Below are 15,695 nucleotides of genomic sequence, written 5' to 3'. Positions count from 1 at the left end.
CGTCGCCTCAGTACAGGTTGAGGCTCAGGCCGAGCAGTTTCTGGAAGACCAGCGCCACCAGGAACAAGCCGACCGACACCTTCAGGTTGCGCACGATCGAGTACTTGGCCGTGCCGGCGAAGCCCGAGATGAACACCATCGCGACGATGCCGGCCGTCATGTTCAGCACCCGCGAGACCAGCGCGAACGCGCACAGGGCGGACAGCAGCAGCGCGATGTTGACCGGGTTGAACTCGAAGCGCGGGCCGGTGACGACGCGCGACCGCACCAGCGTCGCCAGCGCGATCAGCAGCAGCAGCACGCTCACCATCAGCGGGAACAGCCCGGCGCCGGCGCGGGCGAAATCGCCGATCGGGTAGCGCAGCGCGCCGAGTCCGAAGGCCAGCGCGATGGCGGCCAGGAAGAGTCCCCGGGCAAGGTTTCTGTCGATCATGGTGGCTCCGTCAGAGGAGGCCCACTCTAGGCAGTGCGCCCTCCGCAGGCGCCATCGGTTTTTACCTACGACAGGTTGGCGACAGGTTCAGCGGAGGCCGCGGGTGCAACGCTGCGCGGCAGCGTCACGCTGGCGACCAGGCCGCGGCCTTCGGCGCCGGGCCGCAGCACGGCATCGCCGCCATGCAGGCGCGCGATGTCGCGCACGATGGCCAAGCCGAGGCCGGTGCCCAGGCCGCCGGCACCGGCGCCGCGGCGGAACCGGTCCCAGACCTGCGGCAGTTCGTCGGCGGGCAGGCCGCGGCCGTCGTCGATCACCTCCAGCAGCGAACGTTCGGGCTCGCCGCGCGTGCGCACGGTGATGCGCGATCCGGCACCCGCATGCTCGATCGCGTTGTGGATCAGGTTGCCGAGCAGCTCGCGCAGCAGCAGTGCATCGCCGTCAACGAGCGCGGGTTCGAGATCGAAGCCGAGGTCCTGCCCGGCAGCGAGCGCGGGCCGCAGCCAGTCGTCGGCCGACTGCGCGGCCAGCGCGGCCAGGTCGATGCGCGCGAGCGGCGTGCCGGCGCCGAGTGCCGCGCCGTCGGCACGCGCCAGCGTCAGCAACTGCTGCACCAGGTGCGCGCCGCGCTCGGCGGCCGCGTGCAGCCGCAGCAGCGTCGGCTGCAGTTCGGGCGGGCAGGCCTGCGCCAGCGCCTGCGTCGATTCCACGCGCAGCGTCGACAGCGGCGTGCGCAGCTGGTGCGCGGCGTCTTCGACGAATGCACGCTGCGCCGAGGCGGCCAGGCGAAGCCGCGCGAACAGGTCGTTCAGCGCCGCCACAAAGGGCGCGACCTCGCGCGGCACGGTGTCCGGCTCGATCGGGTCGAGCCGCTGCAGCGAGCGCGCTCCGATCTCGACCGATGCGCGCTGCAGCGGGCGCAGCCCGCGCTGCACCGCCACCACCGACAGCAGCCCCAGCGACAGCGCCAGCAGCACGGCCGCGGCCAGCGCGGCCCAGGCCACCGCGCGTTCGGCATCCTCGCGCTTGCCGAGCGATTCGGCGACCAGGATCGTGCAGACCTGCACCGGCTCGCCGCAGCGCGCCCCGAAGGCGGCCGCGCGCATGTGCCGGCCGCGCAGCGTGGCATTGAAGAAGCGCCATTGCCCGGCCTGCAGCACCGGGGACAGCGCGAGCAGCGCGGCGTCACCACCGAGCGGCCGGCCTTGCGCGTCGCCGACCACGAAGGCCACCTCGTCGACCAGGTCGGCTCGCAGCGCGCGCAGCGTCTGCGCACTGAGCGGCAGCGTCGCCTGGCCGCCGTGCACTTCGAGGATGCCGGTCAGTGCGACCGCGGTGTCGGTCAGCGCGCGGTCCAGCCCGTCGAGCGCCGGGCGCACCGCGAGCGCATAGACCACCGCGGCCGACAAGGGCACCAGCGCGACCAGCGGCAGGATCAGCCAGCGCAGCAGCGTGCGGCGCAGGCTGCTCGCGGGCGGCGTTGTCGTCACCGGCAGCGTCACGCGTCGTCCCCCGCGTCGAGCAGGTAGCCGAGGCCGCGCACGGTGCGCAGGCGCACGCCTGCTGGTTCGATCTTCGTGCGCAAGCGCGACACCAGCAGGTCGAGTGCGTTGTCGGAGGTGGCGCCGCTCCAGCCCGGCACCAGCGTGACGAGCTGCTCGCGCTGCACCACGCGCCCGGCCTTCAGCATCAGGTACTGCAGGATGTCGCACTCGCGGCGCGAGAGCTTCACCGGCTCGTCGCCGACCCAGGCGCGCAGCGCCTTCGGATCGAAGCGCAACCGGGCCACCGACAGCACCTCGGCCACGCGGTTCTCGTGGCGGCGGGTAAGGGCGCGCAGCCGCGCGACCAGCTCGACTGGCGCGAACGGCTTGACGAGGTAGTCGTCGGCGCCGACCTCGAGCCCGTGCACGCGCTGCTCGACGGTGTCGCGCGCCGTCAGCATCAGCACCGGCAGCCGCGAGCCTTGTGCGCGCACGCGCCGCAGCGTCTCCAGCCCGTCGATGCCGGGCAGGCCGATGTCGAGGATCAGCGCGTCGTAGTCGTCGCGCATCAGCGAGGCCGGCACCGGCTCGCCGAGCGGGCTGATGTCGACCCGCCAGCCTTGCGCGCCGAGCGCGCCCGCGATCGACGCGGCGAGAGGCTGGTCGTCCTCGACCAGCAGGATCAGCATGGGGGCGGGGCCTCGGCGAGAGGATTGCGATCGTGCGGCGTCATCGGGTCTTCCCAGCAGGCACTTCGCTGACCATGTCGTGTCTCCTGTAGGTTGAGAAGCCCAGGCCGACAGTATGTCCGGATCGGCCCCATCCATCCCCAACATGAAGGACAAGCCGCCCTGACGGCTTGAGCTAGGGATGTCCGTGCGCGAAGATCTTCCGAAGAATCCGCTTCCGACCACCACAAGACTTCAGGGAGGACACATGACTGTCCTGGTCTTTGCGATCGATGGCGTGCCGCTGCGGCGGCAATGCCCCCATGACTGCACCGCGTTGCACCGTCGCCGCCTGCCACGCGCATGACGCGCTCGCGCAGTCGCTGAGCGGCGTCATCGCGGCAGCCGACCTGTTCAGCGTCGGCCGCCACGCGTTGTCGCTGTGCGATGCCGACTGCGACCTGCTGGTGCCGATCGTCGATGCGGGCAACGTCGCCCGCATGGCCGGCGACATCGCGCTGTGGCGGCACGGCCATCCGCATGCGAGCGTGGTGCCGGCGGTCATCGACCTGTCGCAATCGCAGCTGCTCGACCTGATGACCAGCGGCGCGTTCGACTTCACCAGCCTGCCCGGCGACGACGCCGCGATGCTGGTGCGGCTGCAGCGCGCGGCCGGCCTGCTGCCTGCTCAACCGTTGTCGCCGCAGCCGATGCCGCCGCACCTGCTGGCATCCCCCGCGCTGCGCGAGCTGGTCGGCAGCAGCCCGGCCTTCGTCAAGCAGCTCGCGCTGCTGCCGGGCATCGCCGGATGCGACGCCGGCGTGCTGATCCTCGGCGAGACCGGCAGCGGCAAGGAGATCTATGCCCGCGCGATCCACTACAGCTCGGCGCGCGCGACCCGGCCGCTGGTGGCGGTGAACTGCGGCGCGATCCCGGCCGAGCTGCTCGAGAGCGAGCTGTTCGGCCACGTGCGCGGCGCCTTCACGCATGCGCACACGGCGCGCGCCGGGCTCGTGCGAGAGGCGCAGGGCGGCACGCTGTTCCTCGACGAGGTCGATTCGCTGCCGGCACCGGCCCAGTCGAAGCTGCTGCGCTTCCTGCAGGAGATGGAGTTCCGCCCGGTCGGCGGCGACACGGTGCAGAACGCCGACGTGCGCGTGATCGCGGCCAGCAACCAGGACCTTCCCGGCCTGGTGGAGCGCGGGCTGTTCCGGCGCGACCTCTACTTCCGGCTGCACGTGCTCAGCGTCACGCTGCCGCCGCTGCGCGAGCGCGCCGAAGACATCGTGACGCTCGCGCTGCGCTTCATCCAGCAGTGCGCCGCGCAGAACCGCCGGCCCACGCTCGGCCTGTCGCCGCAGGCGATGCGGCGCCTGCTGGCCCACCACTGGCCGGGTAACGTGCGCGAGCTGAAGCATGTGATCGAGCGCGCGGTGCTGCTGGCCGACCACGCGACCATCCAGGAAGACGACCTGGAGCTGCCGGCGCCTGGCGCGCCGCTGGACGCCGACGAATCGTTCCGCGCCGCCAAGTCGCGCATGGTCGACGCCTTCGAGCGCTGCTACATCGAGCGCCTGCTGGCCGCGAGCGGCGGCAACATCACGCAGGCCGCCGAGATGGCCAAGAAGAACCGGCGCGCGTTCTTCGAGCTGATCCGCAAGCACGAGATCTGCACCGAGCGATTCAGGGCCTGAGCAGGACATTCGCGCGCATCTGCGCGGACAAATTTGTCCACGCGATCCCCCACGGCAGGGAAGGCACCAACGACCCGATCGCGCGGCTTGGCGCGTGGACAAATTCATCCACGCTGCAGGTCCCGACCACGGCGTTTCTCCCCGCAAACGTCCGTTGAAAAGCATGGCACCGCTCTTGCGATGAAGAGCCTCAACAGGCCGCAGCCGCCATGAACGCCAACGATCCGGTCGAGGAGATTGTTCGAGCCTTGTCGCGGTACCTGCGCCTGAACCCGCTCGCGTCCGACACGCTGGAAGGCATCACGCAATGGTGGCTCACCTTCGACGACTTCACCGACACCGAGTTGCAGCAGGCGCTGCAGCGGCTGGTCGATGCCGGCGCCGTCGAGGCGGTGCCGGCGGCCGATGGCCGGGTGCGCTATCGGCGCTCCGCGCTGAACGCGAGCGTCGACGCGCAGCTTGACCGATTCATTGCCGGACCGCGTACCCCCTAGGAGGCCCCATGGTGCAAGTGACTTATCCAGGCGTCTACATCCAGGAAGTGTCGAGCGGGGTGCACACGATCACCAGCGTGGGCACCTCCATCACCGCCTTCATCGACTTTTTCCGCGAGGGGCCGCTCGACGAGGCGACCGAGATCTTCGGCATGGCCGATTTCCAGCGCATCTTCGGCGGGCTGGACGACCGCAGCGACGCAAGCTATGCGCTCGCGCAGTACTTCCTGAACGGCGGCAGCTCGGCCTACGTGATCCGTGTCGCCGGCACCGGCACCGGCACCGGCGCGGTCATCCTGCGGGTCGACGCCGCCGGCGGCAGCACCCAGCTGCTGCGCGCCGATGCGGCCAGTCCCGGCCTGTGGGGCAACACGCTGCGCATCGACATCGACCACAACGTCGACGACCCGGCCGGAAAGCTCTTCAACCTGGTGGTGGCGCGCTACGACGGCCCGGGCCCGCGTGCCAAGCCGCTGGGCGTCGAGCGCTACCTCAACGTCACGCTCGACAGCACCAAGCCGCGCTATGCGGTGAGCGTGGTGAATGCCAATTCCCACCTGGTGCGGCTGACCCACCTGGTCTCGAGCGACGTGCGGCCCGCCGCCACCGGAACCGTCAGCGGTGCGCTCGACACGCTGATCACGACCGACTACAACGGCCTCAGTGCCGACAAGATCGACATCACCGTCACCACGGCCGCCGGCGCCACAGTGTCGACCGCGACGCTGGACACCTGGGTCGCCGGCAGCGTCACCACCCTCAAGCAGCTGCGGCCGCTGCTGGAGGATGCGGTGCAGAAGGCCGCCCCGGCGCAGGACGCGCTCTCGGGCGCCAGCGTCGAGATCGTCGGCAACCGCCTGCGCATCGTTGCCGGCCGCAACGGCAAGGACTACGACCCCAGCGCCGTTCTCAGCTTCGCGAACGGCGGCGGCGACACCGCGGCGACCGTGCTGAAGCTGGTGGCCGCCGCCAATGCCAGCATCCAGCAGTACGCCCTCGGCCTGGCCACCAGCGCCGGGGCGCAGACAGCCTCGACGGTCGGTGCGGACGGCGGCCTGCCCGGGGCGCTGCAGATCGTCGGCAATCCGGCGCTGTTCACCGGCCTGTACGCCCTGGACCGCGTGGACCTGTTCAACATCCTGTGCATCCCGCGCGCGGTCGCCAAGGACATCGCCGCCACCCCGGCGCAGATCGACGCGATCTACAGCCCGGCGCTCGCGTTCTGCGAACGCAAGCGCGCGTTCCTGCTGATCGACGTGCCGGAAGACATCGACGAGGTGGCCGAGGCCAAGGACTGGCTCGACGACCACGCGACGCTGCGCCACCGCAATGCCGCCATCTACTTCCCGCGCACGCAGATTCCCGACCCGGTGAACGACTTCCGGCTGCGCTCGGTGGCCGCCAGCGGCACGATGGCCGGCATCTTCGCGCGCACCGACAACCAGCGCGGTGTCTGGAAGGCGCCGGCCGGCGTCGAGGCGGTGCTCAACGGCGTGGTGCAGCTCGACATCCGCCTCACCGATGCCGAGAACGGCGTGCTCAATCCACTGGCCATCAACTGCCTGCGCACCTTCCCGGTCTACGGTGGCGTGGCCTGGGGCGCGCGCACGCTGGTCGGCGCGGACCAGCTGGCGTCGGAATGGAAATACGTGCCGATCCGCCGGCTCGCGCTGATGCTCGAGGAGTCGCTCTTCCGCGGCAGCAAGTGGGTGGTGTTCGAGCCGAACGACGAGCCGCTGTGGGCCAAAGTCCGGCTCAACGTCGGCGCCTACATGAACTCGCTGTTCCGCCAGGGCGCCTTCCAGGGCGCCACGCCGAAGGAAGCGTACTTCGTCAAGTGCGACGCCGAGACCACCACCCAGGACGATCGCAACAAGGGCATCGTGAACATCCAGGTCGGCTTCGCGCCCCTGAAGCCCGCCGAGTTCGTCGTCATCAGCATCCAGCAGATCGCTGGCGATCTCTAAACCCTGCGCGGAGAACCAGCCATGGCAAACACAGGCTTCGTCGTCAACGCCACGCGCGTCGACCCCTACAAGAACTTCAAGTTCCGGGTGCTGTGGGACGGCAAGACCGTGCTCGGCGTGTCCAAGGTCGGCTCGCTGAAGCGCACCACCGAGGTCGTCAAGCACCGCAGCGGTGGCCAGAACAGCTACGACCACAAGTCGCCCGGGCGCTCGTCGTACGACGCGGTCACGCTGGAGCGCGGCATTACCCACGACCTGGAGTTCGAGAAATGGGCCAACGCGGTGTCCAGCTACGCCGGCGATTCGGCGATGGACCTGGCCGGCTACAAGAAAGACCTGACGCTGGAGGTGCTGAACGAGAAGAGCCAGGTCGCGATCCGCTACTTCCTGTTCCGCTGCTGGGTCAGCGAGTTCACGACGCTGCCCGACCTCGACGCGAACGCCAACGCGACCGCGATCGAGCACCTGAAGATCGAGCTCGAAGGCTGGGCGCGCGATGTCGACACGCCCGAGCCGAGCGAGGCGGGCTGAGCGGCCATGCACGCCGTGGCATTTGCGTCATCGACCGCCGGCTGGCAGGCGCGCGCCTTCGGGAGCGGCGCCGATGACGTGGCGGTCGTGTTCGACGCGGCCGAACCGGGCAGCGCGACCACGGCGGTGCTGGCGGCCTGCCTGAGCGATGGCGACGGCCGTGCGCTGCAGCACGAGGAGGCCTGGGACTGGACGCTGAACCGGCGCCTGCACGGGCTGATCGCGGTGCGCCTGGCAGCGGGTGACGCGAGCCTCGAACTGCAGGCACCGTGCGGGGCCTGTGGCGAGCCGATGGCGCTGCCGCTCGACGTGGCCAGCCTCGGCAGCGAACCGGCCGCGCCGCGTTTTGCGTGGCGCGATGCGCAGGGCGTGGAGTTCCGCCTGCGCCTGCCATGCGGGCGCGACCTGCGGCAGTGGCGCGACCGTGCGTCGCTGTCGCCGATGGCGCTCGCCCGCACGCTCGTCGAGGCGATCGACGACCGGTCGGTGGAAGAAGGCGTGCCGTGGAGCGCCGACGCCTTGCCCGCACTCGACGACGCCTTCGAAGCGCACGACCCGCTGACGGCGCTGCGGCTGCAGGCGGGCTGCCCGTCCTGTGGCCAGGTCAACGACGTGGCCTGCGACCTGGAGGCGGCGTTGCTGGCCGGCTTCGCGGGGCGCCAGGCGGTGCTGCTCGACGAGGTGGCGCGGCTGGCCGGCGCCTTTCACTGGAGCGAGGCCGAGATCCTGGCGCTGCCGCGCTGGCGGCGTGCGCAGTATCTGCGGCGCATCGACGGCGCGGGGAGCTGGGCATGAGCGGGTATTTCGCGCGGCTGATGGCCAAGGCGGCACCGGTCGCGGCGGCGCCGCGGGCTGCGTCGGCGGTCGCGCCGCTGGAGCAGGTGGTGGAGGTCGAGTCGGTGCCGGTCGGCGTGGCGCGGCCGGTGGCATCGGCCCCCGCCGAGGCGACGCGTGGGGTCGAGCAGGCGGTGTCGAGCGCGCCGGGACCGACGGTGCAGCGCGAAGGGTTGCCGGCGGCGTCGTCCGCGATGCCTCTGCCTGCATCGATGCCGGCGCGGAGCGAACCGCAGGGTCGCGAGGCGCCGGTGCGGGGCACCCCGACGCAGGCCTTGTCATCGACCGCGCCTCGCCGCGAATTGCCCACGTCGCTGACCCCATCGCTCGCGCAGCCGGTGAGCTCGACGCTGCCTGGCATCGAGACCGCGCTGCCGGGGCTGCAGACGATCCACACCGAGACGCGCATCCCATCGGAGGCGGGTGTGTCGACTCCCTCCGCCGTGCGATCCGTCGACGCGCTCGACCTGCAGGCGACGCTCCCCGTGCAGACCGCCGCCCACGCGACGGCCGACATCGCGGCACGCGCGATGCCCGCCCTCATCGCCGGCTCGCCCCTCCGTTCGATCGACGCAGCGCCGTCCCCGGTCGTCCATGCCGACGCCGTCGCCACGCCGTTGGTTCCGCCGGCCCCGTCCCGCCGCGACACCCCCGCGCGCCCGGACGTGCACATCGGCACCGTCTCGCTCGAAGTGCGCCTGCCACCGCCCGCCGCCCCCGCCGCTCGCCCCGCACCGGCCGCCGCGGCCCCGGCGCCCGCCGCACCGCGCTTCTCGCCGCAGCGCCACTACCTGCGCTGGAGCTGAGCCATGTCGCTTGCCGCGAGCCAGGAAGCCATCGGCGCCGTCAGCGAGCTGCTGAAGGTGCAGCTCGCGGTGCGCACCGGCATCAACGCGGTGGCCGTCGGCCGCCCCGAGGAGGCGAGCAAGGCCGCCTCGTCCGGCTCGGGCGGCAGCAGCTTCAACCTGTTCCTGTACCGCGTCGGCATCGACGGCCAGCTGCGCAACCGCGCGCTCGACGACGGCCAGGCGCCACCGGTGTGGCTGGTGCTGCACTACCTGCTGACCGCGTTCGACGGCACCGACAGCGACTCGCCGCTCGCGCACAAGCTGCTCAGCCGCGGCATGGTGGCGCTGAACGCGATGAGCATCCTGCGCCCCGCGGCGACCAACGTGGTGCTCGCGAGCAACCCCGATCCGCTGCGCATCAGCTTCGACGAGGCCGACGTGGAGATGCTGTCGAAGGTGATGCAGGGCAGCGACGAGAAGTACCGCGTGTCGGCCGCGTTCCAGGTGCGCCCGGTGATGCTGGCCTCGACCGATGCGGCGCCCGCCTATGCCTTGCCGGTGCAGACCATCGGCCCGGCGCTGCCGCCCCCGCAGCTGTACACCGGCGTCAGCGTGCTGCCCGGCATGGGGCCGCGCATCAGCGCGATCGAGCCCGAGCGCTTCGCCGCCGGCCAGGCCTTCGTGCTGCGCGGCAGCGACCTTGCCGGTTGCGACCAGGTCTTCATCGGCGCCACCGCGTACCCGGCGACGCCGACCGCCGACGGTGGCCTCGGCGCGACGATCCCGCTGGCCGACACCAATGCCGCCGGCACCTACCCGGTGTGTGCGGCGCGCACGCTGCCCGACGGCCACCTGTTCAGCAGCAACGCGCTGGCCGGTCACCTGCTGCCGAAGATCACCGGCGTTGCGCTGAACGGGCCGCTGGTGCCGCAGCTGGGCAAGCTGTCGGGCAGCTTCACGGTCACCGGCAGCCAGCTCGGCGGGCCGCTCGCGGCCGCGTATGCGGCGCTGTACCTCGATGGGCAGGCCCGGTTGCTGCTGGAGCCGCAACCCGGCGGCACGCCGACCGCGCTGAGCTTCACCGTCAGCGACGTGCAGGCGCTGCCGCCCGATCCGGCCTACCGCGTGATCCTGCGCGTCAACGGCGAGCAGGCGCTGGACACGCCGACGCTGGCCTGGACCTGAGCCGCGATGAACGCGCCGCAACTCCTGCTGCCGCCGGCCCTGAACCCCGAGCTGGGTCCGGACGACCCGCTGTGCGCGCTCTGGCTGGCCCAGGTCAGCCTGCGGCTGCGGCGTGAGGTGGCCTGGTGCTGGCACCAGCGCGGCGTCAGCCAGCCGGCGCCGGGCGCGTTGCCGGCGGCCGGCGACCCGGCGCAGGACAGCCTCGACCTGCTGCGCTTCCGCGACGACAAGCGGCGCTTCTTCGACGCCGACCCGACCGCGCGCTACCTCGACGACTGCCTGGCCGCGCTGGCGCCCTCGCCACAGCACAGCGCGCGGCGTGGCGACTGGGCCTGGATCGCCGCCGAATGCCGGTTGACGCCGGCCGCGCAGTTCGTGCTGGCGTGTGCGCTGGCGGGCCGCGCCGATGCCGCGCTCGGACCCGTCTGCGCCGCCTGCCTGAACGACGCGTCGCGCCCGTGGCCGACGTTCGCGCTGGCGCAGCGCCTGTGGGACGAGCCGCTGGCCATCGCGGCCTGCGCCGATGCCGGCCATGCGCTGTTCCGCCACGGCCTCTTGAGCCTGCCGCCGGGGCGCGACGCGCTCGACTGGCACCAGCCGCTGGAGATGCCGTCGCGGGTGGCGCAGGCACTGCTCGAACCCTTCGCCACGTTCACCGCGGACGACGACCTGCCGCCGCGCCGCGAGATCCCGCCGGCACTGCAGCCGCTGCTCGCGCGCCTGCGCTGCGACCCACCGTCGGCGATGCAGGTGTTGCCGCTGCAAGGCGCGCACGGCACCGACTTCGCCGCGTGGGCGCAGACGCTGGCCCAGGCCTGCGGCCGCGGGCTGATGGGGGTCGGTGATGGCGTGACCGCCGAGCGCGGCCTCGGCGGGATCGCCACGCTGGCCTGGCTGCAAGGCTGCGACCTGCTGCTGCCCGAGCACTGGCAGGAGCGCTGCTGCGCCGGTGCCGCCGACGGTGCCTGGACCGCGCCGATCTCGGCGCTGCCGCTGCGCTGGATGCTGCCGGTCGGCGAGGGCAGTGCTGCTCTGCGCGGGGTGCCACCGGGACTGCTGCTGCCGGCCTGGCCGGTCGCGCCGCTCGACACGCCGGCGCGCACCGCGCAACTCGTGCAGGCGCTCGCGACAGCGGCCCCGGCGGTGCGCGCCGCCGGGCCCGAAGCGGCACGCCGTTTCCGCCTCGCCGAGCGGCCGCTCGCGCGCGTCGCCGCGGCCGCCTGCGGGCTGGGCCCGGACGCCGGCGCACGCGAGCTGTTCGCCGTCTGCCGGGCCGAGGCGCGGCTCGAACTCGACGGCCTGGCGAATGCCGTGGCGACCCGCTTCGACCTCGACGAGCTGGTGCTGCCCGCGAACCAGGCGAGCCAGCTGCGCGAGATCGTCGACGCGATGGGCGCGCTCGGCCGCGTGCACCACGACTGGGGCACCGCGCGGGCCTGGAACGAGGGCGGGCTGTCGGTGCTGTTCTGCGGCCCGCCGGGCACCGGCAAGACGATGGCGGCCGAGGCGCTGGCGCAGACGCTCGCGCTGCCGATGTACCGCATCGACCTGTCGCAGGTCGTCAACAAGTACATCGGCGAGACCGAGAAGAACCTGCGCCGCATCTTCGACGCGGCCGAGACCAGCGACTGCCTGATGTTCTTCGACGAGGCCGATGCGCTCTTCGGCAAGCGCACCGAGGTGCGCGACGCCCACGACCGCTTCGCCAACATCGAGATCAGCTACCTGCTGGAGCGCATGGAGCGCTTCAAGGGCCTGGCAGTGCTGGCCAGCAACCGGCGCAAGGACCTGGACGAAGCCTTCACGCGGCGCCTGCGCCACATCGTCGAGTTCCCGATGCCCGGCGTGCCCGAGCGCGAGCGGCTGTGGCGCCAGGCCTTTCCGGCGCGCGTCGACATCGGTTCGCTCGACTGCCGCTGGCTCGGCCAGCAGTTCGAGCTGGCCGGCGGGCACATCCGCTCGGCTGCGTTCAACGCCTGCCTGATCGCTGCCGGGCGCGCGCCGCAGGCCGAGGCGCGGGTCGACATGGTGCATGTGCTGGGCGCCGTGCGGCGCGAGCTCGAGAAGATGAACCGGGTCGCCGGGCGCGAGCAGTTCGGGCGCTACGCACCGCTGCTGGAGAGCACGCCATGAGCCTCGAGATCGCGCGGCTGTCGATCACGTTGCATGGCGGCTCGGGCTTGCTCGGCGCGGATCTGGCCGAGGCGATCGAGGGCGCGCTGCAGCGGGCGCTGGCGCGGCACGCCGGCCTGCAGGGCCTGGCCGACACCGCGCAGCTGGACCTGGGCGTCGTCAACGCGCCGGCGGGCGCGCAGCGGGATGCCCATGCCATCGCCGACCTGATCGCCGCGCGCCTGCTCGCGCTCGGCGGGGAGGGCCGCTGAATGGCACTCTTCCCGTTGCGCGGCGTGCTGGTCGAGTACGGCATCAACCTGCTCGGGCCGATCCCGAACATCGTCGTGTTCCAGTTCAACCCGGACCAGATGACGCGCACCATCGCGATCCCGGCGCCGCCGCCCGCCGCGTCGGCGCAGCCGCGCACCGAATCGCATTCGGCCGCCGCGCCGCCATCGGAGAGCTTCGAGGTCAGCGCGCAGTTCTCGTCCGCCGACGACCTGGGCGCCGGCGGCGTGGTGTCGGCGATCCCGCGGATCTTCGGCGTCGGCCCGCAGCTCGCGGCGCTCGAGAAGATGATCTACCCGCCGACCACGCCGGGCGGCCTGCTCGGCGCGGCGATCGACGCGATCGGCTCGGCACTGTCCGGCCCGAAGAAGGACCCGCCGTCGCAGCCGGTGCCGCGCGTGCCGCTGCCGCGCATCCTGTTCATCTGGGGGCCGTCGCGCGTGCTGCCGGTCAGCATCACCTCGATGACCATCACCGAGCAGAAGTACGACGTGCTGCTGAACCCGATCCAGGCCGAAGTGAAGATCGGCATGCAGGTCTCCAGCCAGGCGCCGGCCGACGACGCGGTGGGCGAGGGCGCCTGGCAGTACTCGCAGATGGTCAAGGACACCCAGGCCACGCTCAACCTGGCCAAGGTGATCGAGTTCGCGCTCGACATCATTCCCTTCTGAACACCCCAAGCCCATGAATGCACTCGACGTTCGCAACGAAGCACCGTTCGGGGTGAGCGCACATCCGTTCGGACTGAGCCTGTCGAAGGGCCTGTCCGTCGAAGGGGTGTGCCTGGCGCGCGCAGGACTTCGACAAGCTCAGTCCGATCGGGCGGGGGCTCCGTCGGACCCTTCGACAGGCTCAGGGCGAACGGGGATTCCTTGCCGCTGCACAAAACCCGCTCGCCCTGAGCAGGGACCGAGCTTGTCGAGGGCCCGTCCGTCGAAGGGTTGTGCCCGAAGCGCGCATGGCCTTCGACAAGCTCAAGCCATTCGACAGGCTCAGGACGATCGGACCCTTCGACAAGCTCAGGGCGAACGGTTTTTTTTGCGAGCGCCGGGTTCCTTCGGGGACCTCTTGTGCTCCGACCGAGCTGCCTCCTGAAAGGACCTGCCATGTTCCTGCCGAACTCCCGCTACCACGGCCTGCCGACGGTGACCGTGCTCGACCGCACCGGCGCCGAGGTGGCGGCCGTCAAGCTGCGGCCTTTGCCGGAGACACCGGGCGACCCGGTCACCGTGCGCGCGCACGACCAGCTCGACGCGCTCAGCGAGCAGCGCTATGCCGATGCCACCCGCTACTGGCACGTGGCCGATGCCAACGCCGAGCTCGAGGCCGGCACGCTGCTGCAGCCGGTCGGCCGGCCGATCAACCTGCCGCGGGGCTGAGCACCATGGCCAAGGCCGAGTTCCGGGTCTTCTTCGACAACGCGCCGGCCAGCGTGGAGCAGCTGGCGCGCTTCACCGAGATCCGCATCGACCAGGGCATCGGCATCGCGGCCGAGGCCGAACTCGACTGGCCGGTCGGCACCAGCGACCAGGGCGTCTGGCAGGGCGCCGAGGAAGACTGGGCGCGCGTGCGCGTCGAGGTCAAGGTGGCCGATGCCGATTTCGTGGCGCTGATCGACGGGCCGGTGGTCGGCAACCGCTACGAACTCAGCGCGCAGTCCGACCAGAGCCACGTGACGCTGGTGGTGCAGGACGACAGCGTGCTGCTGAACCGCGACGAGAAGGTGCAGCTGTTCGAGGACATGGCGGCGCAGGACATCGTCAGCAGCGTCTACGCCGAGGCCGGCCTGACGCCTGACGTCGACAGCACGCCCGATGCCGGCGCGGCGCTGCAGCGCGTGGTGGTGCAGCGCGGCACCGGCATGCAGCTGCTGCGCGAGCTGGCGCGGCGGCTCGGCATGTTCGCGTACGTCAAGCCGGGAGAAGCGCCGGGGCTGAGCATCGGCGCCTTCAAGCGGCTGCAGCTCGCGCCCGGCACGCTGCCCGAGCTGCTGCTGGTGGGCGACAAGCGCAACGTGGCGCGCTTCTCGGCGCAGTTCGACGCGCTGCGCCCGCTGGCCAGCCAGGCCGGCAGCGTCGCGCTGGCCGACCGCAGCGTGCTGGCCGGCAACGCCGATGCATCGAGCCAGCTGCCGCTCGGCGACAGCGCGGCACACGACCTCGCCGCCCCCGGCACGGCGCTGCTCACCGGCACGCGCGAAGAGCAGGCCGACCTCGACGCCGCCACCGCCGCCGCGGTCGACCTGTCGTCCTGGGCCTGGGCCGCCAGCGGCGAGCTCGATGCCAACGACTACGCCGGCGTGCTGCAGCCCTACGAGGTGATCCGGGTGCGCGGTGTCGGCGGATTCCTGTCGGGCGACTACCTGGTTGGGCACGTCACCCATGTGCTCAACGACAGCGCCTACCGGCAGCGCTTCTCGCTGCACCGCAATGCGCGCTCGGCCGGCAGCGGTGGCAGCTCCGGCGGCCTGCCTGGAGGGCTCTTCTGATGGAAACCGGCAGCCTCGAACGCCTGGTGGTCGACCTCGCGTCGCAGTCGCGCTCGCGCCACTGGGGCAAGTACCGCGGCATCGTCAGCGACGTCGATGACCCGTCCGCGATCGGCCGCGTCAAGGCGCAGGTGCCCGAGGTCTTCGGTCCCGACGTGGTGACGCCCTGGGCCACGCCATGCACGCCGTACGCCGGCCCCGGCGTCGGCCTCCATGCCGTGCCGCCGGTGGGCGCGGGGGTGTGGATCGAGTTCGAGGCCGGCGACCCGTCGCGGCCGATCTGGTCCGGCGGCTGGTGGGGCACCGACGACATGCCGGCCGACGAGAAGGGCAGCGCCGCGACCCCGACGCTGAAGATCCTGCGCAGCGAGAAAGGCCTGCTGGTCGCGCTGGACGACGACGCCAACACGCTGACGCTGTCGGACGGCGACGGCAGCAACCTGCTGACCATCAGCGTCAACGACGGCCTGATCACCGTGAAGTCGACCGCCAAGGTGGTGGTCGAGGCGCCGTCGATCGAGCTGACCGATGGCGCCAGCCACCCGCTGGTCCTGGGCGATTCACTGGTGAGCTACCTGACCGAGCTGGTCGGCATCTTCAACGCCCACCTGCACGTCGGCCAGACGGTGATGGGCATCCCGGTCACGCCGATGGCGCCCGTCACCCCGTTCTCGCCCGCGAAGCCTTCGCTGCTGTCGACGCGCGTCACCACCGGTTGAGGCCGCC

16 protein-coding genes are annotated in these 15,695 nt (G+C 71.7%); 13 read left to right on the top strand and 3 right to left on the bottom strand.

The window, feature by feature from the left end:
* Positions 1–7: 7 nt before the first annotated feature.
* From BUE42_RS16290 to BUE42_RS16280, 3 genes are all read right to left on the bottom strand, one after another.
* Positions 8–433: a tripartite tricarboxylate transporter TctB family protein gene (locus BUE42_RS16290; RefSeq protein ID WP_073466156.1), complete on the bottom strand. Its 426-nt coding sequence runs from the start codon at positions 431–433 to the stop codon at positions 8–10.
* A gap of 65 nt (positions 434–498) precedes the next feature.
* Positions 499–1,935: a sensor histidine kinase gene (locus BUE42_RS16285; RefSeq protein ID WP_083614194.1), complete on the bottom strand. Its 1,437-nt coding sequence runs from the start codon at positions 1,933–1,935 to the stop codon at positions 499–501.
* Positions 1,932–2,606, bottom strand: coding sequence for a response regulator transcription factor (locus BUE42_RS16280; protein WP_073466155.1), 675 nt, complete (start codon positions 2,604–2,606; stop codon positions 1,932–1,934). Before BUE42_RS16280 ends, BUE42_RS16285 begins: the two co-directional genes overlap by 4 nt.
* A gap of 302 nt (positions 2,607–2,908) precedes the next feature.
* Between BUE42_RS16280 and BUE42_RS16275 the strand changes: the two genes are divergently transcribed.
* From BUE42_RS16275 to BUE42_RS16215, 13 genes are all read left to right on the top strand, one after another.
* A complete protein-coding gene (locus BUE42_RS16275; protein ID WP_235002392.1) occupies positions 2,909–4,279 on the top strand; it encodes a sigma-54 interaction domain-containing protein in 1,371 nt (456 codons plus the stop codon).
* A 209-nt stretch (positions 4,280–4,488) separates the two neighbouring features.
* A complete protein-coding gene (locus BUE42_RS16270) occupies positions 4,489–4,773 on the top strand; it encodes a hypothetical protein (protein WP_073466154.1) in 285 nt (94 codons plus the stop codon).
* A gap of 8 nt (positions 4,774–4,781) precedes the next feature.
* The gene (locus tag BUE42_RS16265) at positions 4,782–6,740 is read left to right on the top strand and encodes a phage tail sheath C-terminal domain-containing protein (protein ID WP_073466153.1); all 1,959 of its coding nucleotides are present in this window, start codon (positions 4,782–4,784) and stop codon (positions 6,738–6,740) included.
* 21 nt (positions 6,741–6,761) lie between these two features.
* Positions 6,762–7,271 carry a phage tail protein gene (locus BUE42_RS16260; RefSeq protein ID WP_073466152.1) on the top strand — a complete coding sequence of 170 codons (510 nt, stop codon included), beginning with the start codon at positions 6,762–6,764 and terminating at the stop codon, positions 7,269–7,271.
* Between the two features lie 6 nt (positions 7,272–7,277).
* Positions 7,278–8,066, top strand: a complete 789-nt coding sequence (locus BUE42_RS16255; RefSeq protein ID WP_073466151.1) for a hypothetical protein — start codon at positions 7,278–7,280, stop codon at positions 8,064–8,066.
* Positions 8,063–8,911, top strand: coding sequence for a hypothetical protein (locus tag BUE42_RS32235; RefSeq protein WP_073466150.1), 849 nt, complete (start codon positions 8,063–8,065; stop codon positions 8,909–8,911). Before BUE42_RS16255 ends, BUE42_RS32235 begins: the two co-directional genes overlap by 4 nt.
* Positions 8,912–8,914: 3 nt before the next feature.
* Complete coding sequence (locus tag BUE42_RS16245; RefSeq protein WP_073466149.1) at positions 8,915–10,078, top strand: Pvc16 family protein; 1,164 nt, start codon at positions 8,915–8,917, stop codon at positions 10,076–10,078.
* Positions 10,079–10,084: 6 nt separating this feature from the next.
* Positions 10,085–12,211: an ATP-binding protein gene (locus BUE42_RS16240; protein WP_073466148.1), complete on the top strand. Its 2,127-nt coding sequence runs from the start codon at positions 10,085–10,087 to the stop codon at positions 12,209–12,211.
* Positions 12,208–12,462: a hypothetical protein gene (locus BUE42_RS16235; protein ID WP_073466147.1), complete on the top strand. Its 255-nt coding sequence runs from the start codon at positions 12,208–12,210 to the stop codon at positions 12,460–12,462. The genes BUE42_RS16240 and BUE42_RS16235 overlap by 4 nt, the downstream gene beginning before the upstream one ends.
* A complete protein-coding gene (locus BUE42_RS16230) occupies positions 12,463–13,152 on the top strand; it encodes a hypothetical protein (protein ID WP_073466146.1) in 690 nt (229 codons plus the stop codon).
* Positions 13,153–13,587: 435 nt separating this feature from the next.
* Complete coding sequence (locus BUE42_RS16225) at positions 13,588–13,860, top strand: hypothetical protein (protein WP_073466145.1); 273 nt, start codon at positions 13,588–13,590, stop codon at positions 13,858–13,860.
* Positions 13,861–13,865: 5 nt separating this feature from the next.
* Positions 13,866–14,969, top strand: coding sequence for a hypothetical protein (locus tag BUE42_RS16220; protein WP_073466144.1), 1,104 nt, complete (start codon positions 13,866–13,868; stop codon positions 14,967–14,969).
* On the top strand, positions 14,969–15,688 hold the full coding sequence (locus tag BUE42_RS16215) for a phage baseplate assembly protein V (protein WP_073466143.1): 720 nt from the start codon (positions 14,969–14,971) through the stop codon (positions 15,686–15,688). The genes BUE42_RS16220 and BUE42_RS16215 overlap by 1 nt, the downstream gene beginning before the upstream one ends.
* Positions 15,689–15,695: the final 7 nt, after the last annotated feature.

Origin of the sequence: Rhizobacter sp. OV335 (genome assembly GCF_900142965.1) — a bacterium.
Classification (GTDB): Bacteria; Pseudomonadota; Gammaproteobacteria; order Burkholderiales; family Burkholderiaceae_C; genus Rhizobacter.
Note: the sequence above shows the minus strand (reverse complement) of the source record. Positions and strands in the feature narration are given on the sequence as shown.